The sequence below is a fragment of the Pseudomonas sp. H3_E07 genome (assembly GCF_054668895.1).
Genome location: NZ_CP162795.1, coordinates 3,334,075 through 3,360,462 on the forward strand (window position 1 = coordinate 3,334,075; position 26,388 = coordinate 3,360,462).

The window sequence follows — 26,388 nt, forward strand, 5'->3', positions numbered from 1 at the left end:
TAGTCCACCTCCAATCGGAGATGTTCAGATGTGTGCGTGGGAATGTTACGCAATTCTTTTCAAGTTAGCGCTGTCTTGATGGAAAAAGGCTTTTGCAGGGGCGGCAATGATCAGCCTGCCGCTTGCCAGCCAGCCGAGCTGCACGGGCCGTTGGCCACGCAGCGCCAGCCGCCTGTGGCGTCGTTCAATTGCTGGGCGGCGAGCTGCAACGCTTCGCGGGTACAGGCTTGGATGTGGGATTGCAGTTGATCCAGATAACCCGACGGATGACCTGCCAGATGGGCGTGCCACAGCAGTTCGGCGGCTTGGGCGTTGGGCAGTGTCTGTGCTGAGAACTGCTGTGCCAGGGCCAGGTTGCCCAGGTCGTCGCTGCTATCGATCAGTGCCGGCAGTTGTTGGAGGAAGGCTTGCAGGTGATCAGCGATGCCCTCCAGGGACACGCTGGGGGATTGCACGCCGAATAGCAGGCCGGTCTGGCCGCTTATCTGTCGGATGCCGCTGAACACGGCGTAGCCGATTTGCAGCTCGACGCGCAGGCGCTGGTAGAACGGCCCTTGGACCAGATGGCCCAGCAGTCGCCATGCGGCTTCATCCGCCAGGGACTGGCTTGGCGCCTGGCAAAACAGCAGCAGTGCGGCTTCGTCCGAGTCGGTTTTTAGCGTGTGCCATAGGCGCTGACCGCTGAGGGAAGGACGTGCTTGATCAAGCCGCGCGGGTTGCCCTGGCAGCCGGGCCGCTGCGGTTTTGATCGCGGCTTCATGGGCGGCGGAAAAGCCCAGGCCCAGGCCTTGCCAACGTGCGGTGGCCCAGGCTGTCGATTCAGCGTTGTGACCGTTGCAGCAAGCGGGCAGCGCCTTGAGCAATTCACGGATGGCAATCATCTGTGGCAAGACGGGTTGAGCTTCCTGCGGTTGATTCAGGCTTTGCGCCAACCGGTCCAACACGGCTGGCATGGGCTCCTGCAGCCCGACCATCTTCACCAGCCCGTCCTGCCCCAGGTTTTCGAATGACAATTCGACGCCTGCCTGACGGGCATTCTCACGCAACGGCTGCAAAGCACTTTCAAGGCCGCAAGGCGCTGACCGCCATTGCAGATACAGCGCGCCTTCATCGCCGTCGTCTGCCAATGCTTGACTGAATGTCAGCGCCGACACTTCCTTGCGGCCACGGGAACGATCCTGGGCAAAGGTGCGTAAGCCTCGGTGGGCGCTGGTCTGGCCGCGAATCAGGCCGGCGCGTTCTTCCTTGATCGGAGGGCGCAGGAATGGGTTGTTCGGTGGCAGTTGCCACGTGTGTCCGGAGGGCGGTAGGTGCAGTGAATCCAGTAGGGTCTTGAGGGCGGCCACACTCTGTTCCGAGAGATCCTGGCTGTGGTTTTTTGCCAATGCCAGGGCGCCTTGGACCTGCCGTTGCCGAGCGGCCAACAGTGCGAATTCTTCCCGCAGTGAAGTCCAGTCGCTGTGTGCGAAAAAGCTCAGCCAGTCGAGCAGCAATGCCTCTATTTGCGTAGCCGATTCGCCTTGGGTGGTGAAGTCGATATCCAGCACAGCCTGCCCAGCGTAGTCATAAAGCACTGACGCCTGCAGTGCACTGGCCAGTTGTCGCGTCTTCAGTTCAGCCAGCAATCCGCCGGGCGCCGAGGTGTTAAGCCAGGTGCAAAGAAACTCCAGCGCTGGCCGGGGCGCGTCGCAGGTAATGACGTGATGCAGGTGATGATTGGCGATGTGCTGATAGCCCCGCGCCTGGCCCGGCATCAATGCCGGTGGGGCGGATTGTGGGCGCAGAGGCCCAGAAGTCAGCTGTTCACTGAACGACTGTGCCAGGACTTGCAGCGCCTCCAGTGATTGCGGGCCCGCCAGGCTCAAGGTCATCTGTCCGCTCTGATAGAACTGCGCGTGAAATTCGCGCAACGCCTGCTGAAATGCCTCACGTTCTACCGGCAAGCTGTCGCGGTTGCCTGCATGGAAACCCCGCAGTGGATGATCCGCCGCCAGTCCTTCAAGCAACGCGACCTGCTGCTGAGCCTTGGCATCCTGGGACCAGGCGACGAACTCCGCGTGCACTACCTCGCGCTCGCGCAATTGATCCTCCAGGGCCAGGCGTGGGTGGGTGAGCATGTCACCCAAGCGCTCCAACCCATCGGCAAATGTTGCAACCGGCAATTCAAAGAAAAAATCCGTGGTGCGCTCGCGGGTGCTGGCATTGACCTGACCGCCATGGCGTTGCACGTAGGCCATCAACCCTTCACTCGTGGGAAAGCGCTCTGTGCCGAGGAACAGCAAATGCTCCATGAAATGCGCCAACCCCGGCCAAGCCAGTGGCACATCATGGCTGCCTGCCGCTACGCGCAAAACGGCGGCGCAACGTTTCAAACGCGGCGCATGCTGCAAGGAAACTCGCAGGCCATTGGCCAGGGTCAGTTGAAGGGGATGAGGGTGGGCCGGCGCAGGCATGGGCACTTCCGAAACGTAGAATGTGCCCATGTTAGCAAACCGACTGGATCAGGGCTTGTGCAGCGCCCCGTACAACTCGGGGCGACGGTCCTGCAAGTAGTGATTGGCGGCGCGGGCGTCGAGGATCGACTGGCGATCCAGCTCCCCGACGATCAAGGCTTCATCCAGGCCCGCCTGGGCAATGCGCTGGCCATTCGGTGCGGCGATGCTGCTTTGCCCGCAGTACTGGATCTCGCCTTCACGCCCACAGTAATTGGCGTAGGCCACATAACACTGGTTTTCGAAGGCCCGCGCCCGCACGGTGACGTCGGCGACAAAGTCGAACGGCACCATGTTGGCGGTGGGCACCAGGATCAGTTCGGCACCGGCCAGGGCCAGGCGCCGGGTGTTTTCCGGGAACTCCAGGTCGTAACAGATCAGAAAACCAAGCGTCCAGCCGTTGAGCTCCACCAGAGGGAAATCATCCTCGCCGGCGCTGAACATCGAGTGGTCCAGGTCGCCAAACAGATGGGTCTTGCGGTAGTTGCACCGGCGCTGGCCGTGGGCGTCGATCAACTGCACGGCGTTGTAGATCTGGCCATCCTCGGCCCGTTCCGGGTAACCGTACAGAATTGCCAGCCCGGCGCTTTTGGCCAGTTCGGCAATCGCCTGTGCCGACGGCCCATCCTGCGCCTCGGCCAGCGCGCCAACGGCCTCGGCGCCGATGTTGTAGCCGGTGAGAAACATCTCCGGCAGCACCAGCACATCGGCACTGGAGGCCTCATGCGCCAAAGCGTGCAGGCGCTTGAGGTTGCCGCTTACATCCAGCGGCTGCGGTGGGCATTGGTACAGGGCGACGCGCATGTTCAACTCCTTAATCGGCCAGGGCGATCGGCCCGATTTCATCGAATACGTCACCCGGTCCTGGGTTCTCCGGGTGAGTGCTGCCACCGAAGTGGGTCATGATGCCCCACACCGCGTTCAGCGAGGTTTGCACGGCGCCTTCGACCCAGGCAGGCGTCCAGGACACATCATCACCGGCTATAAAGATCCCACGTTGCTCGGCGGGCATGTCCTTCTGCATGAAGTGTGCATACATGCGTTGGTTGTAGCGATAGTGGCCCGGCAGCGCGCCTTTGAAGGCGCCGAGGAAATGCGGGTCGGCTTCCCATGACACGGTGATCGGGTCGCCGATGATGCGCGCCTTGATATCGACTTTCGGGTAGATCTTTTTCAGGGCGTCGAGGGCCAGTTTTACGCGCTTGTCGATGGGCTGCGGCAGCATTTTCAGGGCGTCGCTCATCCACGAGTACGACAGGCAGATCACACCCGGCTTGTCGTCGCCGTTATCGAACAGATACGTGCCACGGGTCAGGCGATCGGTGAGGGTCATGCTCATCAGGTCACGGCCGGTCTCCGGGTCTTTGTCTTTCCAGAACGGGCGGTCGACCATCACGAAGGTTTTCGACGATTGCATGTAGCGCGTGCGGTCCAGGGCCATCCACATCTTTTGCGAGAACAGGGTTTCGTCGCATTCGATCTGGGTGGTCAGCAGCCAGCTTTGGCAGGTGGTCAGTACCGCAGCGTATTCGCGAGTGTCGCCATAGTTGTCGGTGACGGCGAAACGACCATCCGCGGCATGGGCAATGCGTTTCACCCCTGCCCTTGGCGCACCGCGGTGCAGCGAACTCAGGCTGGTGCCCGCCGGCCAGTGGGCGCAACGCTCCGGTACATGGCGCCAGATGCCCATCGGCACCTGTGCCACGCCGCCGACCACCAGGTGTTGGTGGTCATCGCAGTTGGTCATTACCACGCGGAAGATTTCCAGCATCGAGTTGGGGAAGTCCGAGTCCCAGCCGCCGGTGCCGAAGCCGACCTGGCCGAACACTTCGCGGTGATGGAAGGACAACTTGGCGAAGGCCTTGGAGGTGGCGACAAAGTCGTAGAAGGTGCGGTCATCCCACAGTGGCACCAGCTTGTTCCACAGCTCCTTGAGGCGCGGTACGTCGCGGTCGCGGATGGCTTGCTGGATATCGCCGAACTGCGAACCCGCTTCCAGGGCGTCGGCCCAGGCGTCCGCCACTTCCTGAAACAGGACCGGCAAGTCGGAGAGTTTTTGTGCGTAGTGGGTCTGGCCTTCAAGGTCAATGACCGTACTGCCGGACGCCGGGGTCAGTGGGTTGGGGAAGGGTTTGGTTTCCAGCCCCAGCTTGTCGACATAGTGATAGAACGCGGTGGACGACACCGGAAAGCGCATGCCACCCAGCTCGGCGATGATGCCTTCGGCCCCTTCGAAGGCTTGGGAGCGCAGGCGACCGCCCATTTTAGAGGCTTCGTACACCACCGGCTTGAGGCCCAGTTTCATCAGCTCGTAGGCGGCCACCAGGCCCGCGATCCCGGCGCCGACAATCGCCACTTCGGCACCGTGGTTGGCGGTGGGGATGCTGCCCAGGCCTGCGGGGTGTTCGATCCAGTCATCAAAGGCAAACGGAAAGTCCGGACCAAAGATGGTGATGGGTTTCTTGCCGTCGGCGGGGTGGCGATTGGTCTTGCTGATGGTGCTGGACGGAATGCTCATGGCTGACCCTTACTGGCGACCTGGCGGGCGTGACCCGCTGAGTATAGGAAAAGATGGCAGCCAGTTTAGGGAGCGTGGCGTTCGTTAATAAGGCGCAAAGTGTCGTCGGATTGATCTGTTTTTAGTCAGAATGACGAACCTGTTGATCAGATTGGCTGTCCGCGATCCAATTTGTTACTGAGGATGATCGACGTTGTGGTTTTCTCCACCCCATCCACACTGCCGATCTGGTCCAGCAATTGGTCCAACTGCTCGGGCGAATCCGTGCGCAGCCAAGCGACGTAATCGAACTCACCACTCACCGCGCACAACTGTTGCACCTGGGCCATCGCACTCAACCTACGCAGCACTTCCTTGCCCGAGCGCGCTTGCACGGTGATCCCGACGTAAGCCTGCAAACCACCGTCGACGACACGTTGACCGAGGCGCACGCCATAACCGGTGATCACCTGGGTTTTCTCCAGGCGTGCCAGGCGCGACGTCACCGTGGTGCGTGCAATGCCCAACTGCCGGGCGAGCATGGCCACACTTTCGCGGGCGTTGATCTGCAGGGCGGCGATCAGTTGGCGATCAATTTCGTCTAGGGCGGGCAAGGCGAGGGCTCCGTTAGGGGGGCGATGTGCTGGCATCTTACAGGCTGGCGTCGGCGAGGAGGCAGCGGGTAAACAGTTGCGGTACGGGGAGATGCTGTTGGCTGTGGCGACTGAGCAGGATGATTTCGCGGTAAAACGTCAGGCCGCCCAATGGGATGATTCGCACCTTGGGCGAGCGCTCCAGCCACAACCCCGCCTGAGGAATCAACGACACGCCCAGGCCACACTCGACCATCTTGACGATGGCTTCCAGCTCATCCAACTCCAGCGCCATCTGTACATCCAGCTTCTGTTCACGCAGGAAGCGGCTGACCAACCGTCCGCCAAACGAAGCACGGTCGTAACGTACATGGGGCTGTGTCGCGAGCACGTGCAAAGGGTCATCGCCCGTCAGCGCATGAGGCACGACCAGTGCAAACGGCTCCTTGCGCAGGACCTGTACGTGCAACTCCTTGGGCAAGTCAAAGGGCGGACGAATGATGATGGCCGAATCCAATTCGCCGGCGTCCACCCGACTCAACAGCTCCAGGGACACACCGGGTATCAGTTTGCACTCCACCGTCGGCGCTGCCTGGCGCAAACGCACCAGTGCCTGGGGCAGCAGACCGGTTTGCGCGGTGGTGATGGCGCCCACTTTCAGCTCGCCTCGGTACTCGTTGGCACCCACCGGCACGGCCATGCGATTGAAGGTTTCCAGGATCTCCCTGGCCAACGGCAAGGCGCGCAAACCGGCCGCATTCAACGTGGCCTGGCGCCCGGTACGGTCGAACAACTGCACGCCGAGCGTCTGTTCCAGTTGACGAATCTGCGCACTGACCGCCGACTGCGTCAGCCCGATATGCATGCCTGCCGCCGCGAACGTGCCGTGACGGGTTACCGCAATAAAGGTCTTCAATTCGCGCAACATGGGCGTCTCGATTGATCAAAATAATTTGAGCTCGGCGCAAAAACTATCGTCTTTTCATCGTCAGGAGCAAGGCTAAACTCGGGGCACTTAATACCCACAGAGGTTTGACCTGATGACACTCGCACCTTTTCACCTGGCAATTCCGGTCTATGACCTCGCCGCTGCGCGGCATTTCTACGGTCAAGTCTTTGGCCTTGAAGAGGGGCGTTCCAGCGAACACTGGGTCGACTTCAACTTCTTCGGGCATCAGTTGGTCATTCACGAACACTCGAAAACCGCCTCACAGGAATCCGCCCACACCAACGCAGTCGACGGCCACAACGTGCCCGTGCCGCATTTCGGCGTGGTACTGGGCTGGGAAGAGTGGCATGCGTTGGCGGAGCGCCTGCAGGCGCAGCAAACCCCGTTCGTGCTGGAACCGCACATTCGTTTCAAGGGCCAAGTGGGGGAGCAGGCGACGTTGTTTCTGTTTGACCCCTGCGGGAACGCACTGGAGTTCAAGGCATTCAGGGATATCGGGCAGTTGTTTGCGAAGTGAGGCTGCCAGACACACAAAAGCCGCGCAATGCGCGGCTTTCTTGTTTGGTGGGCCCACACGGACTTGAACCGTGGACCAAAGGATTATGAGTCCGAATAAAAGATCATGGCCCATTGGGGAAACCCCGTAAATCATAGATTTTATTGCTATTTTGTTCATATGTGCCGAATAGATCTACGGCTAGTGTGGACGCTTTGTGGACGGTGTTCTGCAGCATCCATTGCACTCTTTTGCAAAACCTCTCACCTCGTGCAATCACCATCCCCCTATGAAGTCCCCCGGCCGGCTTGGCCTGGAGCCCTGATTACACGGTCTTGATGGTTTGCACAAAAAAAGGACGCAAACCCCGTCGGCGGGAGGGGGATAAGTGCTTTTTCAGGTGTTTTTTTCTTGGCGAGATGTTTTTCTACAATGCGCTTGCCATTAACGGATCTCACCCTATGGCCGGCTGGTATAGACGAATCCACGTACGAAGTGTTCTTAAGGAGGACAAATGTCGCGACAGCCAGCGCTGCCAAAAATTGAGGTAACGAAGGTCGGTAAGTTGTTTAGGGTCGACTGGGATTATCAGGAGGCGCCCGAAAGTAATGCCTTGCATCGTGAGAGCGATTATCTGTGGGCATACCTAAAAGGGGTCTTGGATGCTTTGGATATCAGCGAGGAACAGAGGGTGTGCTCGGCGGGAAGGGTAGGGACCATCAAATCGCTAAACGAGAGTGTGGCTAACAAGCTCGCCGATATCCTGCGAAAAGCGCTTACTCCAATGGTCGAAGCTGAGTATAAGCGCCTTGCTGCTCAGGAGCGTCTGCCGCTGCACTTACGGAACTCCGCCCGGCTCGAGGAACTTTAGGGCTCAGCGGTTTGCTAAAGAGTTGATAGAGCTGTCGGCGGGTGATGGAGTCATTTTTGCTGGACAGTCGTGGTAGTGCCGAGAAGGGTAAGCAAGTATTTCAATTGTGCAAAAATTATGAAGCCCTCTAACTTTGTCAATTAGAGGGCTTCATACACATTAGGGGCTGAAAATTAAACTTCCCCGTCGCCGTTATTCGAAACCGCCGCCTTTTCAGAGCTACCTTCAAGCAGTCCTAGTCTTTTGATTAGCCCCGGATGCACCTTAATGGTGTCAGTATCGACAAAAGCTTGGGTGGGGTAGAAGCAGCGGTACCGCCACTGGTAAGAGTTGCCCACTGTGACGCCTATGATAGAGTTTTCAAACAAAAATCTCACAATGTTCCTAAAGCCGGCGCGGTCGGAAACAATATGTTTGTTTGATAGCGCTTCTTCAAGTTCTACGGTCGTAATTGCTGCGTACCGTAGGTTTTCCAATGTGCCCAAGTAATCGTGGAAGTGGGCGTTTTGATTTCGCCACTCGTCGCTAAGCTCCTCATAGAGGTACTCACTATATCCAGGCTCTGCAAGGTAGATTGCCTTTGCTTGAATTTTGTCAGTGTCGCTATCTACTAGATTGTCCTCCTTTGCAGTGTGAAACGAACGACTGAGAAATGCGACCATGTCTCGAGGCCGACCCATCGTTCGGTTGTAAATATGTTTGGCTGGCGGGGTCCTGCTTCGCATTTCCTTTTCATGGAAGATATCATGCAAGGAAACAATCTCTGCTTGCCCTGCTTCTTTTGCATAAAAGTTAATGCGGGCCAATACCAATTTTTCAATCGCTTCCTGTGTCCAGCGCAGGCTTTTGCTGCAGTCTTCTCTAAGCTTGTTTCTGTCATTGATATCGAAGGTGGAAAAAATATCTTCGCGCAGAAAGACAAGTGGCCGGATTCGGCCATTAAAGTTCTGCAGAACGTGCTCAGATGCATGGAGCAGCCCTGAGATAATGGATTTTGACTGCTCGACGAAGTTTGCAACCCACGCTTCATCCAACCGATCAAAAATCAAGAAAATTCTGATGTCGTCCGGCAAGGACTTCAAAGAGCTTTCGAGCCAATTGGTTAGATTCTCAATATTCTGGTTCAGCTTGCCTTTTAGGGATGAGTCGTCTCTTAGTTGTTCAAAGCTGACTTCTCCGCCGGAGACAGTTAGCCCGTCTTCTCCTGCGCCAAACTCAGGAAGCTTTGCGTTGGCAAGGGTGAACAGTTTCTCCCCTAACAAATCGACCCAAGTTGGAATTGGTCCATTGAATAATTTTCGAAGAACTTTTGAGGCGCTCAGAATATCCTTCGGGACATTAATTCCTTTTTGTTCGAAATAGCTTACTGCTGCTCGGATACTCTCGACGCATAGTACGAAGCGCCAAGAGTCTCGATGTTGAAAACCTCCAGAGCGCAATTGATTACAAAGCAGCTGGTGTGCCTGCCAGTTATAACTTTGCAGCGACATGCCAATTACTATGTCGCTATCTTTAAAAATTGTTGCTGGCTTCTGTAGAAGGTGCAGGAATACCGCAGTTTTCCCAGCTCCTTTGCGGCCTAAAAGAAGGTATTGTTTTTTGTTTTTGACGAGTTCTGCTGACACTCCAGCGTCAAAAAAATAGTGAGTCAAATTCAAATCGCGCTCAGCGGATACCTCACCAACATCAATCCAATCTGTAATCACAAGAAATCCCTATAAAAAATCCAGTCGCTGGGTGCGGAAACGCTGGCCCGAAGCCTTCATAGGTTTTACATCTGCCATGGACAGGAAAGCAAATTTTTCCGCGTGAAGGTTTACAGCGTGATGTTTTTCAATCTCTGATTGAGCGTGGCAGCAGTTGCCGCGTTCGCGGTAAATGCCGCAGCATCGCTTGGGTTCGGCCCGGGGCCAGGTAAGTGATGTCGTGAATCTCAATCCGCTGGCAAGTCGCAAAGGAGGGGTAGATCGTGAAGGGAACTGATATGAGTCTGACTGTATTGGAACAACGCAAGGCCATGTTTGAAAACGGCGAGTTGCAGCGCGAGTTTGTGAAACAACTGATTACACCGCAAGCCCTTGAGGCCATCTCTGGGTTCTTGGCATCCCCTGCGATGAAGGAAGTGTTCGCTTTCCAACAGCGGTTTGCCAGCGGCGTCATCAAATTTCTTCAAACTCCTGAGATGCAGTCTGGGCTAAAGGCCATTGAGGGGTTTGCGGCTTCGCCACAGTTCCACCAGGTAGTCAGATCCGTGGCGGAGTTGTCTGCCGCAATGGAGCGGTTTGCGGGCTCGCCGCTTGCCGAGTATCTAATGTCAGGGCGTGGGCCTGACCTTGAGAAAATCGTTGCAGGGGCTGGCGATGCTTCTGTAGTGGTTGCGGCCACCTGCGAAGCGCGGGTGGTCACTGGTGAGCAGTTAGAGCTTGAGCGCCAGGTTGTAGAGCACCTGGAAAACGGCAAAGCCGTGGACTCGTTGTCTGCCACCCAGAAGGCTCGCCTATGGTTAGTGATGCAGCTTATTCAGATGCTGGTCATCTGGCTTGCAACACAAAATGGCGTGCGGGAAGAACTCTGTTTCTTTCAGCCGAAGTTGTCGTCGGCGCTTAGCGCTTCACAGGTGGGGAAGGCGGTCAGGAACTTCATGTGTGAGCGCGATGCGCCACTAGAAATCCTGCGCAGTTACAGGACGGTTAAAGGCACAGGTGTTCGACTTAGAGTTGACCCGTCCATGAAGGCTGCTGAGGTACAGGTGACACTCGAAGATAGAGCGCTGCTGGAAGTTTTGGATGGTTCAAACCGTGACTGGCTGCACGTCTCGGTCATCGGGGAGGAAGGACTGGAAGGGTGGATATCCCGAAAATACACCCACCGTTTGCTGCAGTAGCTGTACTGATGTGGACGTTTTGTGGACTTCGTGGCTTGTGAAATATGCAGTTTCAGCCGGCCGGAAAGGCGAAAGCCACGTAATACGTGGCTTTCAAGTTGGTGGGCCCACACGGACTTGAACCGTGGACCAAAGGATTATGAGTCCTCTGCTCTGACCAACTGAGCTATAGGCCCTGTAACAGGTCGCGGATTATAACGATGGTTTCTCCGCTGTGCCATCCGAAAAGTCCTCAATCCTCATACGAAGAAACGTCGCGGCAAAAAGCGCCGGCGGTAGCGGCAGGCTGACGATGTAGCCTTGCATCTGTTCGCAGCCTTCGGCAGCCAGGAAGGCTTGCTGTGCGGGGTTCTCCACGCCTTCGGCGATGATGGTGAATTGCATGCTGTGGCCCAAGGCGATGATGGCGCGCACGATGGCGGCGTCGTGGGGGTCGTCGGGCAGGCCGCGGACGAAGGATTGGTCGATCTTGAGGAAGTCCAGCGGCAGGCGTTTGAGGTAGCTGAGGGATGAATAGCCGGTGCCAAAGTCGTCAATGGCGAGCTGTACGCCGAGGTCTTTGAGCTGGTGCAGGACATCCAGCGCTTCTTCGGCCTGGCTCATGATGAAGTTTTCGGTGATTTCCAGTTGCAGGCGGCCGGGATCGAGCTGGTAGTCATGCAGCAGCTGTTTGATACGGCCCAATAAGCCGGGGTGGCGCAATTGTGCGCCGGCCAGGTTGACCGACAGCGGGCCGAAATCGTCGAAGTGGCCTTGCCAGGCGTGCATTTGCCGGCAGGCCTGTTCCAGCACCCAGTCGCCAATCTGCAGGATCATGCCATTCTCTTCGGCGAGGGCAATAAAGTGTTCGGGCGGTACGTCGCCAAACGTGGGGTGATGCCAGCGGATCAGCGCTTCGGCACCGATCAGTTCGCGGGTCGCGAGGCTCAGTTTGGGCTGGTAGTAAAGACTCAGCTCATCGCGCTCGATGGCGCGGCGCAGTTCGTGTTCGAGTGCCACGCGTTCGTTGGCCTGGGCGGTAAGGTCGCGAGTATAGCTTTCAACCCGGTTGCGCCCCTTGGCCTTGGAGCGGTACATCGCGGCGTCGGCGTTCTTGACCAGCGTGGCGACGTCGGTGCCGTCCTCCGGGTATAGGCTGGTGCCGATGCTGGCGCTGATAAAGAACTCATGCTCACCCGCCTGGAACGGTGGTGTGAAGCAGGCCAGCAGTTTGTTGGCCAGGTACTGGGCGTCGCTGGCGTGCTGCAAGCCGGGGAGCAGGATGATGAACTCGTCGCCGCCCAGGCGGGCGACGGTGTCGATGTCTCGCAACTGCTCCTTGAGGCGCACGGCGATGTCTTTGAGCAGCAGGTCGCCGATCGGGTGGCCGAGGCTGTCGTTGATGTGTTTGAAGCGGTCCAGGTCGAGAAACAGTACGGCGCCTTGTTGACCGGTTTCCTGATGGCCGTTGAGGGCCGCTTGCAGCCGGCTTTCGAAGAGTGTGCGGTTGGGCAGGCCGGTCAAGGGGTCGTGATGCGCCTGGTAGTCGAGGCGCGCCTGGGCCAGTTTGAGGCTGGAGATGTCGGCAAACACCGCGACGAAGTGTGTGATCAACTGCTCGCGGTTGCGCACGGCGCTGATGGTCAGCCAACTGGGGTAAAGCTCACCGTTCTTGCGACGGTTGGAGATCTCGCCCTGCCAGTGCCCTTGGGCGGTCAATTGGTGCCACATCGCCGCATAAAATGCGCTGTCATGCAGCCCGGAAGCGAGTAAGCGGGGGGTGTTGCCGAGGGCTTCGGCCTCGCTGTAGCCGGTGATTTCACTGAAGGCACGGTTGACGGCACTGATGTTCTGCCGGGTGTCGGTGATCAATACTCCTTCGGCCGTGCTCTCGAACACGGTGGCAGCTTGTTGCAGTTTTTCCTGCATCAGTTGGCGTTCGGTGATGTCTCGCGCGATGGTCAGCATGCAATCGTCGTCGCCGATAGGCAGCGGGCGGCTGGATAACTCACACAGGCGGATCTGGCCATCGCTGCGGCGTATATGGCAGATGAAGTCGCGCACAAAGCCATCGCGCTGCATCAGCTCCAGCATGTGTTTGCGTTCGTTGAGGTCGACCCAGATGCCCAGGTCCAAGGTCGATTGGTCGAGGGACGTGGCGCTGGTGAAACCAGTGATTCGGCTGAAACCGTCGTTCACTTCAATCAGCAGACCATCGCGCTGTCGGCTCAGCAGCAAACCGTCAGGGGAGGCGTGAAAGGCCTTGGCGAATTTCTCTTCGGAGGTCTGCAGTTGTTGCTGGGTTTCCTTGAGCTGGGTGATGTCGCGCACCACCACCACAATGGCTTCAATGGTGTCGAGTTGAAACGGTTCGGCGGAGATCAACCCGGTGAAGGCTTGGCCATTGCTGCGCAGAAAGGGCATTTCCAGGTTGCGAATGCTGGTGGTCTGCACCCGTTGCAGCAGGTCCGGCCCCACGCCCTGAATGCCCCAGATATTCAGTTCGGTGGCGGTTTTACCCACCACGTGTTCGGCCTTCAGGCCTATTTGGTCTTCGAATGCCTTGTTGACCTCCAGCAGGCAGCCATCGGAGAGACGAGCAATCACCAACATGTCCGGGCATTGCTGGAACACCGAGGCGAATTTCTGCTCGGACAGCTGCAAGGCTTCCTCGGTGCGCTTGGCCTCGCTGATATCGATCATCAGGCCGCGCAGTACCGGCTCATGCCCGTGTTCTATCAGGCTGACGATGTCACGCACCCACAGGCAACGGCCGTCGGCGGTGATCACGCGGTAATCGATGCTGTGATCGCGGTTAGCGCGGGTTTCACGGTAGCAATAGGCTTCGGCGCGCGTCAGGTCGGCGGGGTGAATGATGTTGCGCCAGAAGCCCGGAATCAGCCAGTGCGCGCGGGGATAACCGAGTAATTCCTCGGCATGCGGTGACACGTAGCTGTAGGTGAAGTCGGCGACACTGGCTTCCCAGGCGATGGCGGACAGGCTCTCCACCAGGCCGCGATAGTGGTATTCGCTGCTGCGCAGTTCCTGTTCGAGGGCGACGCGGCGGGCAATTTCCGAACTGAGCCGGCGATTGATCCGAATCACCACGGCCAATACGGTGCTCAATAACAGCACGGCGGGCAGGCCATAGATCAGCAGGTCCTTCCAGAACGTGCGATGGTCGGTAAAGCTGCCGACCCAATGTTGCTGGATCGCGTCGGTTTCTTCCGGGCTGAGGTCAGCCAGCACCTTGTCGAGGATGCCCACGAGCATTTTGTTGTCGCGCGGTACGCCCATCGCCAATTGGTAACGGTAGGGGGTTTCGCCGCTGACGTACAAGCCGTCGAGCTTGAGTTGGCGAAGGCTCCAGACGCTTGAGGCGAGGTCGCCGACCACCGCATCCACTTCATCGGTGGCCAGGGCCTGCAGCGTCGAGCTGACGTTCGGCATGGCCACCAGGTTGAGGTCGGGATGATGGGTGCGCAGCAGTTCATGGGGGGCGTAGTTTTCTACCACGGCAATCTTCAAGCCGTAGAGATCCTTCAGGGTGCGCGGTTTGGCGCCGCCTTCATGGGCCAGGATGACGATGGGGAAGTCCAGGTACGGGCGAGTGAATGCCATGTAGCCCTGGCGCTCGGGTGTGGACATGATGCCGGGCAGCAGGTCGAGCTGGTTGTTGCGGGCCTGCTCCAGCACGGCGCTCCAGTTCTCCGGCTCGATCAGCTTGACGCGCACGCCCAGGCGGTCCTGGATCAGGCGCACGTAGTCGGCCGCCAAACCTTGGTAGCGGCCCTCGTCGTCACGGTATTCAAAGGGTGGCCACGACGCATCCACCCCCAAGCGCAACTCCTGATGGTCCGCCAGCCAGCCACGCTCATCATCGCTAAGAGTCAACGCGCCAGCCGTTGCGGTCCAGGTCAGCAGCGACAGCAGTAACACGGCCGGCAGTCTGGGCATAACGGTCTCGTTATGGCACGGGGAATATTTCGAGTGTAGACGGGCATTGCGAGGGAGGGGTGTTGCTTGGGATTTTATCTGTAGAAAGCAAAACCCCCGGCCTGGGCCGGGGGTTCTGGTATCACTCGTCGAGGAAGGAGCGCAGATGCTCGCTTCGCGTCGGGTGGCGCAACTTGCGCAACGCCTTGGCTTCGATCTGACGGATCCGCTCACGCGTCACGTCAAACTGCTTACCGACTTCCTCAAGGGTGTGGTCGGTATTCATGTCGATGCCGAAACGCATGCGCAGTACCTTGGCTTCACGGGCAGTGAGGCCGGACAGTACGTCGCGAGTCGCTTCTTTCAAGCTCTCAACGGTGGCGACATCGATTGGCGACTGCATGGTCGAGTCTTCGATGAAGTCACCCAGATGGGAGTCTTCGTCATCACCAATCGGGGTTTCCATGGAGATCGGCTCTTTAGCGATCTTCAACACCTTGCGGATTTTATCCTCAGGCATTTCCATGCGTTCGCCCAGCTCTTCCGGGGTCGGTTCGCGACCCATTTCCTGCAACATCTGCCGGGAAATACGGTTGAGCTTGTTGATCGTCTCGATCATGTGCACCGGAATACGGATGGTGCGGGCCTGGTCGGCGATCGAGCGAGTGATCGCCTGACGGATCCACCAGGTGGCATAAGTCGAGAACTTGTAGCCGCGACGGTATTCGAACTTGTCCACAGCCTTCATCAAGCCGATGTTGCCTTCCTGGATCAGGTCGAGGAATTGCAGGCCACGGTTGGTGTACTTCTTGGCGATGGAGATCACCAGACGCAAGTTCGCTTCAACCATCTCTTTCTTCGCGCGGCGGGCCTTGGCCTCACCGATCGACATGCGACGGTTGATGTCCTTGATCTCGGCAATCGTCAGACCGGTTTCGGTCTCAAGCGCGGTCAGCTTCTGCTGGCAACGGATGATGTCCGGTTGCAGGCGACCAATGGCTTCGGCGTATTTCGCCTTGCCCTTGGCCAGTGCGTCGGTCCAGCTTTCATCTACTTCGTTGCCCGGGAACTGGCGCAGGAAGTCGGCACGCGGCATACGGGCATCACGCACACACAGCTGCATGATTGCGCGTTCTTGGGCACGCAGACGCTCCAGGGCGCTGCGGACACGCTCAACCAGGCCTTCGAATTGCTTCGGCACCAGCTTGATCGGCATGAACAGCTCAGCCAGGGCCACCAGCTCGGCAATCGCCTGCTTGTTGGCACGACCGTGCTTTTTCAGGGCCTTGCGGGTGATTTCCATTTGATCGGAAACCGCACCGAAACGCTGGGCAGCGATGATCGGGTCTGGACCGCTTTCAACTTCATCTTCATCGTCGCCGCTGGCTTCAGCGTCGTCGTCTTCGGTGTCGTCGTCCGCTTTCGCAGCCTTGGCATCAACAGGCGGCGGCACTTCGGCGGCAGGCGGCGCGATGCCGTCGTCCGGATCGATGTAGCCACTCAGGACGTCAGACAGGCGGCCACCTTCGGTGGTGACGCGGGTGTACTCGGAGAGAATGTGGTCAACCGTGCCAGGGAAGTGCGCAATTGCGCCCATCACTTCACGGATACCCTCTTCGATACGCTTGGCGATTTCGATTTCGCCTTCGCGTGTCAGCAGCTCGACGGTACCCATTTCACGCATATACATGCGCACAGGGTCGGTGGTACGACCGATATCGGTCTCCACAGCGGCCAGCGCGGCAGCAGCTTCTTCAGCGGCAGCCTCGTCGGTATCGGCGTCCGCCAGCATAAGGGAATCCTTATCTGGCGCAGCTTCGAATACGTTGATCCCCATGTCGTTAATCATGCGGATGATGTCTTCCACCTGCTCTGGATCTGAAATATCCTCAGGCAGGTGGTCGTTGACCTCCGCGTAAGTCAGGTAACCCTGCTCACGACCGAGAACGATCAACTCTTTGATACGAGACTGCTGTTGCGCTTTTCCGGACATAACACCCTATCCACTGAAGGTCTTGGCGGGCAAAAAACAAGCCGAGGATTATACCCGAGCTATGACCTCACACGCCAGCTGAGGTCGGGTTTGATGCGGAAACATTCTGTTTTAAGAGGTCGCGCATCTGTTTTGCTATCTGAATTTGCTCTTCAGCCGATAATCCCGGCTGCCTTGCTTTCTTGATCAGTTCATCGAGGGTCTGCGTATGCTGGCCCGCGGATAACCTAGTAATGGTGTCTAAAAACTGTTGTTCAAGGTTATCGCCGTCAATTAGCCACTCCTTTTCCGCAAGGGCTTTCAACAGTCGGCCCTGTTCGGTGCCGTGCCAGCGCGCCATCAACTGAATTGAGTTTAGCTTAGGATTTTTCTGTACCGCCTCGATCAAGGCGATCAGTACCTGGGCGTAAGTGTTGCTCGCGTTGGCAAAGTGATCGGCGCTCTCGACCTTTTCCGCCAGTTGCGGATGGTGGATGAGCGTGCGCAGGGCAATGAGCGTTGGCGCTTCTACGGCGACAGGCGTCCGCGGGGCATACGCCTCATCGCGATCACCGCGCTTGCCGTTCTTGCTCCAGGGTTTCTTTTCCCATTTCTTGCCGTCGTTGCCGGACTTTTTCGGTGTCCACTCCTGCTGGGGGGCGTAGGCCTCCTGAGGTTGATGGAAGTCGGAATAGTCCGGCATGGCGTCGTAATCCATGCCTGGGTCATAGGCCGGTGGCGGCGCATCATGCGGCGTGTTGTGCACCAGCTGGCTGACGGCTTCGCCGCTTAACCCGGTGATTTCCTGCAGGCGCATGCGCATCAATGACTTCAGGTTGGCGCCGGGGACTTTGTCGATCAGCGGCGCCGCAAGGGTGGCCATGTGGGCCTTGCCTTCGAGGGAGCGTGGGTCGGCTTCTTCGGTCAGTTGCTGGAAGAAGTAGTCCGCCAGTGGCTGTGCATGCTGGTTGATGCGCGCGCGGAACGCGTCGGTGCCTTCGGAGCGCACCAGGGTGTCCGGGTCTTCGCCTTCGGGCAGGAACAGGAAGCGTGCGCGACGCCCGTCCTGCAGGCTCGACAGCGTGGCTTCGAGTGCGCGCCAGGCTGCATTGCGGCCGGCCTGGTCGCCGTCGAAGCAGAACAACACGCTGGGCACCACGCGAAACAGGCGTTTCATGTGTTCTTCGCTGGTGGCGGTGCCCAGGGTGGCGACCGCGTTGCGCAAGCCTTGTTGGGCGAGCGCGATGACGTCCATGTAGCCTTCAACCACGATAATCTCGTCGAGGTTGCGGTTGTGCTTGCGCGCTTCGAACAGGCCATAGAGTTCCTGGCCCTTATGGAAAACCGGGGTTTCCGGGGAGTTCAGGTACTTGGGCTTGTCGTCCCCCAGCACGCGGCCGCCAAAGGCGATGATCCGACCCCGGCTGTCGCGGATCGGGAACATGACGCGATCGCGGAAGCGGTCATAGCGTTTGCCGGTCTCGGCGTTCTCCACCAGCAGGCCGGCGTCGATCATGGCCTTTTGTTGGAGAGTGTCGCTGCTCAAGTGCTTGTACAGGTTGTCCCAGCCGGGCGGCGCGAACCCCAGGCCGAAGTCGCGGGCGATCTCACCCGTGAGGCCGCGACCTTTCAAGTAGTCGACGGCGGCCTTGCGTTGCGGATGGCTTTTAAGCGCCTGACGGTAAAAGTCGGCAGCGGCCGTCAGCAGCGGGTACAGCGGCGAATCGGTGGGTTGGCGCGGCTTGTGCGGACGGCCGCTTTCCTCGCGTGGGACTTCCATGCCAGCGGCTTTGGCCAGGTCCTCGATAGCCTGGGGGAAGTCCAGGTTGTCGTGGTCCATGAGAAAACCCAAGGCGTTGCCGCCTGCGCCGCAGCCGAAGCAGTAATAGAACTGCTTGTCGGGGCTGACACTGAACGACGGGGTCTTCTCTTTATGGAACGGGCAGCAGGCGGTGTAGTTCTTGCCAGCTTTTTTCAGTTGCACGCGCGAGCTGACAACATCGACGATGTCGGTGCGGTTCAGAAGGTCGTCAATAAAGCTCTGGGGAATCAGCCCGGCCATGGCGTTCTCGTCATCACTGCGTGTCAATGAGGGCCCATTGATTGCTCAAGCGCACGCATTGCGCGGCTCGATCATCAGGTGTCTGCTTGGGCATTCAGGAAGTGTATCTGCCGTTCATTCACTGACGTTAGTTTCAATCAGGTTTTTGGCATGGAAATGTTGCCCCGGCATCCGGTCTTGGCCAATGGCGGCCTCGGAAGCTCATTGTCGGGCACAGTCGATACAGTTGATCGTCTGCTTGAAAAATAAGTGTGCTCGTCAGTAGCCTTGATAGGCTCGTCAGAAGAGACGTGCACCGCTGGCAAAAGAGCCAGTCCTGACGTGTGAAGCAGTTGTATCGGTCGCGTGTGCGACGTCAACAGTGAAGCATCAAGCGATATCCGCAAATGCCATTAGCCCGGCTGAGGGCCGGGCTTGGCAGAAGCTTGCTACGAACGTCTGTGTATTAGTACAGACGAACGGCGCGGCGCTGTTCGCGCTGAACTTTCTTGGCGTGACGCTTAACAGCGGCTGCTGCTTTACGCTTACGCTCAGAAGTTGGCTTCTCGTAAAATTCGCGGCTACGAACTTCAGCCAGTACACCGGCTTTTTCGCAGGAGCGCTTGAAACGACGCAGAGCTACGTCGAAGGGTTCGTTCTCTTTAACTTTGACGGCTGGCATCCAGAGCTACCTTCTTTCATTACCGGGATCAACGTTCTCGTCGCAAAAAATTCGCGGCTGAGGTCGTCGGTTTTTAAGGGTTGCGGATGTTAACCCCTCATTGCCCGGAATGCAAAGCCTCTGATCGAAAACCGCTAGTCGGGAGGGGGAGTGGCGACTATTATGCGCGCCTTCGAATTCAGCCTCTACAAGGCGCAAACCCATGCTAGTACTGGGACTTGAAACCTCCTGCGACGAAACCGGTGTCGCACTTTACGACAGTGAACGCGGGCTCTTGGCCGATGCGCTGTTCAGTCAGATCGACCTGCACCGCGCCTACGGTGGCGTGGTGCCGGAGCTGGCCAGCCGTGATCACGTCAAACGCATGCTACCCCTGATCCGTCAGGTGTTGGATGAGGCCGGCTGCGTGCCGACCGAGATCGACGCCATCGCCTACACCGCTGGCCCCGGATTGGTCGGAGCCCTGCTGGTTGGGGCCTCTTGCGCCCAGGCGCTGGCGTTTGCCTGGGGCATTCCAGCCCTCGGCGTGCACCATATGGAAGGCCATTTATTGGCGCCGATGCTGGAAAAAACACCGCCAGAGTTCCCGTTCGTCGCATTGTTGGTTTCCGGTGGTCATACGCAGTTGGTTCAGGTGGACGGAATCGGCCAATACACCCTTTTGGGTGAATCCCTGGACGACGCTGCCGGTGAAGCCTTCGACAAGACCGCGAAGATGATGGGCCTCAATTATCCCGGTGGCCCGGAAATCGCCCGTCTCGCCGAAAAAGGCGTTGCCGGTCGCTACACCTTCCCGCGGCCGATGTGCGATCGCCCGGGCCTGATGTTCAGCTTCAGCGGCTTGAAAACCTCTGCGCTGAACACCTGGCAGCAAAGCGTCAGCGCCGGAGACGACAGTGAGCAAGCCCGTTGCGACATCGCTCTGGCGTTCCAGCAGGCCGTGGTGGAGACTTTGACCATCAAGTGCAAGCGCGCTCTGAAACAGGCGGGCATGAAGCGCCTGGTGATCGCAGGCGGCGTCAGCGCCAACAAGGCCTTGCGCAGTTCGCTGGAAAAAATGCTCGGCGACATGAAGGGCGACGTGTTCTACGCGCGCCCCGAGTTCTGCACCGACAACGGCGCGATGATCGCCTATGCCGGTTGCCAGCGCTTGCAGGCGGGGCAGCACGAAAGCCTGGCTATCAGCGTGCAGGCGCGCTGGCCGATGGAGCAGTTGTCGCCGCTGTAACGACGCAGGTGGGCCGGGCTCATCGACGGTATTTAAAAATGCCGTTCGCGCCCGGCAAACAGGTCGCGTAAATTGCCCCGGTGGCGCCAGACGATCAGCAGTGTCAGCACGCTCATCGGCAGCAGTGCCGCCGGTTCTTGCCAGGCCAGTAGCGGCAGGGTGAGTGGGGTGGCGATCAGCGCGGCGAGTGAGCTGGTGCGAGTCAGGTAGAACGTCAGCAGCCAGGCGAGCACGGCCAGCAAAGCCGCCGGCGGGTAGATCCCCAGCAACATTCCGGCTGCCGTGGCGACGCCTTTGCCGCCGCGAAAGCGGAAGTACAGGGGAAACAGATGGCCGAGAACGGCACATACGCCGATCCAGGCCTGCTGTTGCAGGGTCAGGCCGGCGAGGCTGGCGATCAGCACGGGCAATAAACCCTTGCACAGGTCGCCCAGCAGCGTCAGTACGGCGAGTTTCTTGCCGGCCAGGCGCAACATATTGGTGGCGCCGGCATTGCCTGAGCCACTCATTCGCGGGTCGGGATTTCCCGTCAGGCGGCTGAGCAAAATGGCGAAGGACAGTGAGCCGAGCAGGTAGGCGAAAATCGCCAGTGACCAAAACATGCTAACTATTCCGGGCGAGGACGCCCTGATTCTAACGGGGCATCGCGCCCTTGTCGTGCTGCGGAGAAAAGTGCTTGGACAGAGTGTTTATCGAAGGCCTGGAAGTCGACACCGTTATCGGGGCCTACGACTGGGAGCGCGGAATCCGTCAGTGCCTGCGCTTGGACCTGAGCTTTGCCTGGGATAACCGCCCGGCTGCGGCCGGTGACGACCTGACATTGGCGCTGGATTACGCCAGTGTGTCCGCGCGTATCCAGGCCTTTGCCGAAAAATCCCAGTACCAGTTGGTGGAAACCTTTGCCGAACGCCTGGCCGAAGTGCTGATGAGTGAATTCCAGATTCCCTGGTTGCACCTCAAATTGACCAAGCCAGGCGCCGTTCCGGCTGCCAAGGGTGTGGGTGTGGAGATCGAGCGCGGATGCCGCTAACTCAGGTTTACCTAGGCCTAGGCAGCAATATCGAGCGCGAGCGGCATCTACGCGCCGGTCTGGACGCGTTGGCGAGTTTCCTGACGGATGTGCGTTGCTCGGCGGTGTTTGAAAGCCAGCCGGTGGGTATCAAGAGCGGGCCGTTCTTCAACCTGGTGGTGTCGGCTTACACCGATCTGCCGTTGATGGAGCTGGATCGCCGATTGAAGCTCATCGAGGCCGACAATGGCCGCTACGCGCCGGATCGCAAGGGGCTGCCGTTGGACATCGACGTGCTGCTGTATGGCGACCTGGTGGGCAATTTCGATGGATTGGTTCTGCCGCGAGCGGAAATCCTGAAGAACGCGTTTGTGCTGTGGCCACTGTCGTTGATGGCGCCGGCGCGGGTCCACCCTGAAGTGGGCAAGACCCTGGCCGAGCTGTGGCGCGACGCGCAGATTGACCAGCTTCTGGCGCCTGTCGCGTTCGAGTGGCAGGGCCAGCAACTCACGCCGAACCATCTCCTGTAGGCGACGGCTCGACAAGCCGGACGCCTAGAGGACGTGATGTTCCTTGTAGATTTTTAATGCCTTGAGCCGTTCGCGCTTAAGTGCCTCGCCCAGCTCCGGGCCTTTGAAGCCTTTCTCCAGCAGTGGCGCAACGGCGACTTCGCGCGCGGCCTTCGCTGCGCCGCGCAAGTAGGCCGCCTGTGGGTAACTTCTCTGCTCCAGGCCCTTGCGGCCTCGTGCATCCATCTCGCAGGCAACCACGAACTCTTCAAAGCGCTGCGGTCGACGGTAAACGTCGAAATTGTGCAGCAACTCCAGCAATGTCGAGGCTTTCAACTCCAGCGCACGATGACCGTGGGTGTGATATTCGCCCACCAGCAACGCCAGCTCCTGGCAATCCCTGGGTACTTTGAAGCGTTCATTGACGGCCTTGATCAGTTTCAAGCCCCGGTGTTCATGGGCGATGTGCTGCGGCAACTTATCCACAGGCGTCGTGCCCTTGCCCAGGTCATGAAGCAGGCAGGCCCAGCGCACAGTCAGCGGCTGCTGGTGCAGAGCGGCCTGCTCCAACACGCTCAAGGTGTGCACGCCGGTGTCGATTTCCGGGTGATGGGCTGCGGGTTGCGGCACGCCGAAGAGTGCATCGACCTCAGGCATCAAGGTTTTCAGCGCATCGCATTCGCGCAGTACCTGAATAAACACTTGGGGTTGGTCTTCCATCAGCGCGCGGGAGATTTCTTTCCAGCTGCGCTCAGGTGTCAGGGCCTCCAGTTCGCCGGATTCGCTGAGTTGGCGCATCAGTTCAAGTGTTTCTGGCGCAACGGTAAAACCCAGGTGCGCATAACGTGCAGCAAAGCGCGCAACGCGCAGCACTCGCAGAGGATCTTCGGCGAACGCCGGAGAAACATGGCGTAGAATGCGACCTTCAAGATCACGCTGGCCGTGGTAAGGGTCGGTCAAGTTGCCGTCATCGTCTTCCGCCATGGCGTTGATCGTCAGGTCACGGCGGATCAGGTCTTCTTCCAGCGTCACCTCGGGGCTGGCGTGAAACACAAAGCCGCCATAACCCCGACCGCTTTTGCGTTCCGTACGGGCCAGGGCGTACTCGTCGCCGTTCCTGGGGTCGAGGAACACTGGGAAGTCAGCACCCACCGGCTTGTAGCCCTTGGCGAGCATCTCTTCGGCAGACGCGCCCACGACAACGCGGTCGATATCGGTGACCGGGATACCCAAAAGGCGATCCCGCACCGCACCGCCGACTTTGTAGATTTTCATGAAAAAGCCTCCATTAGCGGCACAGGATACCGCCTGTGCCTGGCCAATGGAGGCTTTGCTGTTTCAGAGATGCACGACGGCCAGGTCCAGGCGGCCGTAGTCGTTGTCGTTGTGATCAGTGCGCGGTGGCACGTGGTGGGTTTTCATCACCTGGTCGCCCTGCAGGGTTTCGAGGTGAATATCGAAGCCCCACAGCCGATGCAGGTGCTTGAGCACTTCCTCGGTGGATTCACCCAGGGGTTTGCGGTCGTGTTGCTGGTGACGCAAGGTCAGCGAGCGGTCGCCGCGCACATCGATACTGTAGATCTGCACGTTGGGCTCGCGGTTGCCCAGGTTGTACTGCGCTGCCAGTGTTTCGCGGATGGTGCGGTAGCCGGGCTCATCGTGGATGGCCGGCACCACCAGGTCATCCTTGAGATCGTCATCGAGAATGCTGAACAGTTTCAGGTCCCGAATGACCTGCGGCGACAGGTACTGCAGGATAAAACTCTCATCCTTGAAGCTGCTCATGGCGAACTTGATGGTGGACAGCCAATCGCTGCCGGCGATTTCCGGGAACCAGCGGCGGTCCTCCTCGGTGGGGTGTTCACACATGCGCCGGATGTCGCGGTACATGGCAAAGCCCAGCGCGTAGGGGTTGATGCCGTTGTAGTACGGGCTGTCGAAGCCTGGCTGGAACACCACGCTGGTGTGGGAGGTGAGGAATTCCATCATGAAACCGTCGGTGACCAGGCCCTCGTCGTACAGGTCGTTCATCAGGGTGTAGTGCCAGAACGTGGCCCAGCCTTCGTTCATGACCTGGGTCTGGCGCTGTGGATAAAAGTACTGGGCGATCTTGCGCACGATACGCACGATTTCCCGTTGCCAGGGTTCCAGCAGCGGCGCGTGTTTCTCCAGGAAATAGAGGATGTTTTCCTGCGGTTCGGCGGGGAAGCGTGCATTGTCCTTGTCGCTGTTCTTGCCGGCGCGTTTGGGGATGGTGCGCCACAGGTCGTTGATCTGTTTCTGCAGGTGCTCCTCACGTTCCTTCTGGCGCAGGCGTTCCTCCTCGGCGGAAATCGGATACGGGCGTTTGTAGCGGTCGACGCCGTAGTTCATCAGCGCATGGCAGGAGTCGAGCAGGTCTTCCACCGCATCGATGCCGTGGCGCTCCTCGCATTGCATGATGTACTGCTTGGCGAACACCAGGTAATCGATGATCGAACTGGCGTCGGTCCACGTGCGGAACAGGTAGTTGCCCTTGAAGAAACTGTTATGCCCATAGCAGGCATGCGCCACCACCAACGCCTGCATGCAGATGGTGTTCTCTTCCATCAGGTAGGCGATGCACGGGTCGGAGTTGATCACGATTTCGTAGGCCAGGCCCATCTGACCTCGGGTGTAGGACTTTTCGGTGCTAAGGAAGTGTTTGCCGTAGGACCAATGGTGATAACCCAGCGGCATGCCCACCGAGGCGTAGGCGTCCATCATTTGTTCGGCGGTGATCACTTCGATCTGGTTGGGATAGGTGTCCAGGGCATAACCCGCCGCAATGCGGCTGATTTCCCGGTCATAGGCCTGGATCAGTTCAAAGGTCCACTCGGAACCCGTGGAAATCGGTTGGCGTTTTTGCTCTTTTTTGGCGGTCATGTCACTAACCTGCGCTGGAAGAGTTCACGGAAGACCGGGTAAATATCGCCGGCCGAGACCAGTTGCTGCTGTGCGAACGTGTCGGCAAAGGCTTCGCCGATGCGCTCGTATTCGAACCACAGGGCTTGGTGCTCACGGGGGGTGATTTCAACGTAAGTGTAGTACTGCACGAAAGGCATGATCTGGTTGATGAGGATGTCGCGGCAGATCGGCGAGTCATCGTTCCAGTTGTCGCCGTCCGAGGCCTGGGCGGCGTAGATGTTCCATTCGTTGGCCGGGTAACGCTCGGCCATGATCTCCTGCATCAGCTTCAAGGCGCTGGAAACGATGGTGCCGCCGGTTTCCCGCGAGTAGAAGAATTCCTCTTCGTCGACTTCGCGAGCGCTGGTGTGATGGCGGATGAAGACGACGTCAATCTTGTCGTAGTTCCGCTTCAGGAACAGGTACAAGAGGATGAAGAAGCGCTTGGCGATGTCCTTGGTCGCTTGGGTCATGGAGCCCGACACGTCCATCAGGCAGAACATCACCGCCTTGGAGCTGGGGTTGGGTTGTTTGACCAGCAGGTTGTATTTCAAGTCAAAGGTATCGAGAAAGGGTACGCGGTGGATTCGCGCGCTGAGTTTCTCGATTTCCGCCTCCATTTCCTGGATATCGCCGAAGTTGTCCGGCTCTTCACGCTTCAGGCGCGCCAACTCTTCCTTGGCTTCCCTCAACTTGGCGCGACTGCTGCCCGACAGGGCAATACGTCGGGCATGGGCCGAGCGCAGGGTGCGGATGATGTTGATACGGGACGGGTTGCCCTCGTTGCTGATCCCGGCGCGCACCGTCTTGAAGGTGTCGGTGCCGGTCAGGTTACGCTTGACCAGGTTGGGCAGCTCCAGGTCTTCGAACATGAATTCGAGGAATTCTTCCTGGGTGATCTGGAATACGAACTCATCCATGCCTTCGCCGGAATTGCCCGCCTTGCCCGGCCCTCTACCGCCGCCACCCCCTTGAGGGCGTTGGATATGTTCCCCGGTCGTGAATTCCTTGTTGCCGGGGTGCACAACAGTCTGTTTGCCGCCCCGGCCGTGGTGCAGCACCGGCTCGTCGATGTCCCGTCCGGGAATGCTGATTTGCTCGCCATGTTCCATGTCCGTGATGGAACGGCGGCTGACGGCCTCTTCGACGGCCTTTTTGATGTGGTCACGGTAACGCCGCAGGAAACGCTGACGGTTTACCGTACTCTTGTTCTTGCCATTGAGGCGTCGGTCGATCACATAGCTCATGGGGAGCCCTCCGGGCAGCTTCACGTTACAAGCTTCAAGCCGCGAGCTGGAAGCTTAGAGACAAGCGGTCAGCTGCCA

At 58.7% G+C, this 26,388-nt stretch carries 20 protein-coding genes and 1 tRNA gene; 6 read left to right on the top strand and 15 right to left on the bottom strand.

What is annotated here, in order from left to right:
* Positions 1 to 110 precede the first annotated feature (110 nt).
* The 5 genes from pqqF to AB4O08_RS15190 all read right to left on the bottom strand — a co-directional run bounded on the left by pqqF (position 111) and on the right by AB4O08_RS15190 (position 6,510).
* Positions 111 to 2,453 carry a pyrroloquinoline quinone biosynthesis protein PqqF gene (pqqF, locus tag AB4O08_RS15170; RefSeq protein ID WP_460114868.1) on the bottom strand — a complete coding sequence of 781 codons (2,343 nt, stop codon included), beginning with the start codon at positions 2,451 to 2,453 and terminating at the stop codon, positions 111 to 113.
* Positions 2,454 to 2,501: 48 nt separating this feature from the next.
* The gene (locus AB4O08_RS15175) at positions 2,502 to 3,296 is read right to left on the bottom strand and encodes a carbon-nitrogen hydrolase family protein (RefSeq protein ID WP_069672911.1); all 795 of its coding nucleotides are present in this window, start codon (positions 3,294 to 3,296) and stop codon (positions 2,502 to 2,504) included.
* A gap of 10 nt (positions 3,297 to 3,306) precedes the next feature.
* Positions 3,307 to 4,989 (bottom strand): flavin monoamine oxidase family protein, encoded by a 1,683-nt coding sequence (locus AB4O08_RS15180; RefSeq protein ID WP_029529016.1) that lies wholly within the window; start codon positions 4,987 to 4,989, stop codon positions 3,307 to 3,309.
* A 167-nt stretch (positions 4,990 to 5,156) separates the two neighbouring features.
* The gene (locus tag AB4O08_RS15185) at positions 5,157 to 5,603 is read right to left on the bottom strand and encodes an Lrp/AsnC family transcriptional regulator (RefSeq protein ID WP_010206997.1); all 447 of its coding nucleotides are present in this window, start codon (positions 5,601 to 5,603) and stop codon (positions 5,157 to 5,159) included.
* A 37-nt stretch (positions 5,604 to 5,640) separates the two neighbouring features.
* Positions 5,641 to 6,510, bottom strand: a complete 870-nt coding sequence (locus tag AB4O08_RS15190) for a LysR family transcriptional regulator (RefSeq protein ID WP_021491323.1) — start codon at positions 6,508 to 6,510, stop codon at positions 5,641 to 5,643.
* Between the two features lie 112 nt (positions 6,511 to 6,622).
* Between AB4O08_RS15190 and AB4O08_RS15195 the strand changes: the two genes are divergently transcribed.
* Entirely contained in the window at positions 6,623 to 7,048 is a 426-nt protein-coding gene (locus tag AB4O08_RS15195) for a VOC family protein (RefSeq protein WP_460114202.1), read from the top strand.
* Positions 7,049 to 7,541: 493 nt separating this feature from the next.
* Positions 7,542 to 7,898 (top strand): hypothetical protein, encoded by a 357-nt coding sequence (locus AB4O08_RS15200; protein ID WP_460114203.1) that lies wholly within the window; start codon positions 7,542 to 7,544, stop codon positions 7,896 to 7,898.
* 173 nt (positions 7,899 to 8,071) lie between these two features.
* On the opposite strand, the gene AB4O08_RS15205 is transcribed toward AB4O08_RS15200, so the two are convergent.
* Positions 8,072 to 9,604 carry a P-loop ATPase, Sll1717 family gene (locus AB4O08_RS15205; RefSeq protein ID WP_460114204.1) on the bottom strand — a complete coding sequence of 511 codons (1,533 nt, stop codon included), beginning with the start codon at positions 9,602 to 9,604 and terminating at the stop codon, positions 8,072 to 8,074.
* Positions 9,605 to 9,882: 278 nt separating this feature from the next.
* Between AB4O08_RS15205 and AB4O08_RS15210 the strand changes: the two genes are divergently transcribed.
* Complete coding sequence (locus AB4O08_RS15210) at positions 9,883 to 10,782, top strand: SH3 domain-containing protein (RefSeq protein WP_460114205.1); 900 nt, start codon at positions 9,883 to 9,885, stop codon at positions 10,780 to 10,782.
* 99 nt (positions 10,783 to 10,881) lie between these two features.
* On the opposite strand, the gene AB4O08_RS15215 is transcribed toward AB4O08_RS15210, so the two are convergent.
* From AB4O08_RS15215 to rpsU, 5 genes are all read right to left on the bottom strand, one after another.
* A tRNA-Ile gene (locus AB4O08_RS15215) sits at positions 10,882 to 10,958 on the bottom strand.
* A 16-nt stretch (positions 10,959 to 10,974) separates the two neighbouring features.
* Entirely contained in the window at positions 10,975 to 14,718 is a 3,744-nt protein-coding gene (locus tag AB4O08_RS15220) for an EAL domain-containing protein (RefSeq protein WP_047542596.1), read from the bottom strand.
* Positions 14,719 to 14,839: 121 nt separating this feature from the next.
* Complete coding sequence (gene rpoD / locus AB4O08_RS15225; RefSeq protein ID WP_010206992.1) at positions 14,840 to 16,690, bottom strand: RNA polymerase sigma factor RpoD; 1,851 nt, start codon at positions 16,688 to 16,690, stop codon at positions 14,840 to 14,842.
* A 67-nt stretch (positions 16,691 to 16,757) separates the two neighbouring features.
* Positions 16,758 to 18,731 carry a DNA primase gene (dnaG, locus tag AB4O08_RS15230; protein WP_010206991.1) on the bottom strand — a complete coding sequence of 658 codons (1,974 nt, stop codon included), beginning with the start codon at positions 18,729 to 18,731 and terminating at the stop codon, positions 16,758 to 16,760.
* A gap of 445 nt (positions 18,732 to 19,176) precedes the next feature.
* Complete coding sequence (gene rpsU / locus AB4O08_RS15235) at positions 19,177 to 19,392, bottom strand: 30S ribosomal protein S21 (RefSeq protein ID WP_002551877.1); 216 nt, start codon at positions 19,390 to 19,392, stop codon at positions 19,177 to 19,179.
* Between the two features lie 202 nt (positions 19,393 to 19,594).
* On the opposite strand from rpsU, the gene tsaD reads away from it, so the two are divergent.
* Positions 19,595 to 20,620, top strand: coding sequence for a tRNA (adenosine(37)-N6)-threonylcarbamoyltransferase complex transferase subunit TsaD (gene tsaD, locus AB4O08_RS15240; RefSeq protein WP_010206989.1), 1,026 nt, complete (start codon positions 19,595 to 19,597; stop codon positions 20,618 to 20,620).
* Positions 20,621 to 20,652: 32 nt separating this feature from the next.
* Here the strand turns inward: tsaD and plsY are convergent, their stop codons facing one another.
* On the bottom strand, positions 20,653 to 21,222 hold the full coding sequence (plsY, locus tag AB4O08_RS15245; RefSeq protein ID WP_010206988.1) for a glycerol-3-phosphate 1-O-acyltransferase PlsY: 570 nt from the start codon (positions 21,220 to 21,222) through the stop codon (positions 20,653 to 20,655).
* 74 nt (positions 21,223 to 21,296) lie between these two features.
* Between plsY and folB the strand changes: the two genes are divergently transcribed.
* Both folB and folK read left to right on the top strand, forming a co-directional pair.
* Positions 21,297 to 21,650: a dihydroneopterin aldolase gene (folB, locus tag AB4O08_RS15250; protein ID WP_010206987.1), complete on the top strand. Its 354-nt coding sequence runs from the start codon at positions 21,297 to 21,299 to the stop codon at positions 21,648 to 21,650.
* Positions 21,641 to 22,159: a 2-amino-4-hydroxy-6-hydroxymethyldihydropteridine diphosphokinase gene (gene folK / locus AB4O08_RS15255; protein ID WP_010206986.1), complete on the top strand. Its 519-nt coding sequence runs from the start codon at positions 21,641 to 21,643 to the stop codon at positions 22,157 to 22,159. Before folB ends, folK begins: the two co-directional genes overlap by 10 nt.
* Before the next feature lie 24 nt (positions 22,160 to 22,183).
* On the opposite strand, the gene AB4O08_RS15260 is transcribed toward folK, so the two are convergent.
* The 3 genes from AB4O08_RS15260 to AB4O08_RS15270 form a co-directional block, all read right to left on the bottom strand.
* Entirely contained in the window at positions 22,184 to 23,413 is a 1,230-nt protein-coding gene (locus AB4O08_RS15260) for a multifunctional CCA addition/repair protein (protein ID WP_236266830.1), read from the bottom strand.
* Positions 23,414 to 23,476: 63 nt separating this feature from the next.
* Complete coding sequence (locus AB4O08_RS15265; RefSeq protein WP_010206982.1) at positions 23,477 to 25,042, bottom strand: SpoVR family protein; 1,566 nt, start codon at positions 25,040 to 25,042, stop codon at positions 23,477 to 23,479.
* Positions 25,039 to 26,310 carry a YeaH/YhbH family protein gene (locus AB4O08_RS15270; RefSeq protein WP_021491368.1) on the bottom strand — a complete coding sequence of 424 codons (1,272 nt, stop codon included), beginning with the start codon at positions 26,308 to 26,310 and terminating at the stop codon, positions 25,039 to 25,041. The genes AB4O08_RS15265 and AB4O08_RS15270 overlap by 4 nt, the downstream gene beginning before the upstream one ends.
* Between the last annotated feature and the right edge of the window lie 78 nt (positions 26,311 to 26,388).

Coding starts and splice junctions, on each gene's coding strand:
- AB4O08_RS15200 (WP_460114203.1), top strand. CDS start 7,542: ATGTCGCGACAGCCAGCGCTGCCAAAAATTGAGGTAACGAAGGTCGGT.
- pqqF (WP_460114868.1), bottom strand. CDS start 2,453: ATGCCTGCGCCGGCCCACCCTCATCCCCTTCAACTGACCCTGGCCAAT.
- AB4O08_RS15260 (WP_236266830.1), bottom strand. CDS start 23,413: ATGAAAATCTACAAAGTCGGCGGTGCGGTGCGGGATCGCCTTTTGGGT.
- AB4O08_RS15220 (WP_047542596.1), bottom strand. CDS start 14,718: ATGCCCAGACTGCCGGCCGTGTTACTGCTGTCGCTGCTGACCTGGACC.
- AB4O08_RS15175 (WP_069672911.1), bottom strand. CDS start 3,296: ATGCGCGTCGCCCTGTACCAATGCCCACCGCAGCCGCTGGATGTAAGC.
- dnaG (WP_010206991.1), bottom strand. CDS start 18,731: ATGGCCGGGCTGATTCCCCAGAGCTTTATTGACGACCTTCTGAACCGC.
- AB4O08_RS15270 (WP_021491368.1), bottom strand. CDS start 26,310: ATGAGCTATGTGATCGACCGACGCCTCAATGGCAAGAACAAGAGTACG.
- AB4O08_RS15265 (WP_010206982.1), bottom strand. CDS start 25,042: ATGACCGCCAAAAAAGAGCAAAAACGCCAACCGATTTCCACGGGTTCC.
- rpoD (WP_010206992.1), bottom strand. CDS start 16,690: ATGTCCGGAAAAGCGCAACAGCAGTCTCGTATCAAAGAGTTGATCGTT.
- AB4O08_RS15210 (WP_460114205.1), top strand. CDS start 9,883: ATGAGTCTGACTGTATTGGAACAACGCAAGGCCATGTTTGAAAACGGC.
- AB4O08_RS15190 (WP_021491323.1), bottom strand. CDS start 6,510: ATGTTGCGCGAATTGAAGACCTTTATTGCGGTAACCCGTCACGGCACG.
- plsY (WP_010206988.1), bottom strand. CDS start 21,222: ATGTTTTGGTCACTGGCGATTTTCGCCTACCTGCTCGGCTCACTGTCC.
- tsaD (WP_010206989.1), top strand. CDS start 19,595: ATGCTAGTACTGGGACTTGAAACCTCCTGCGACGAAACCGGTGTCGCA.
- rpsU (WP_002551877.1), bottom strand. CDS start 19,392: ATGCCAGCCGTCAAAGTTAAAGAGAACGAACCCTTCGACGTAGCTCTG.
- folK (WP_010206986.1), top strand. CDS start 21,641: ATGCCGCTAACTCAGGTTTACCTAGGCCTAGGCAGCAATATCGAGCGC.
- AB4O08_RS15195 (WP_460114202.1), top strand. CDS start 6,623: ATGACACTCGCACCTTTTCACCTGGCAATTCCGGTCTATGACCTCGCC.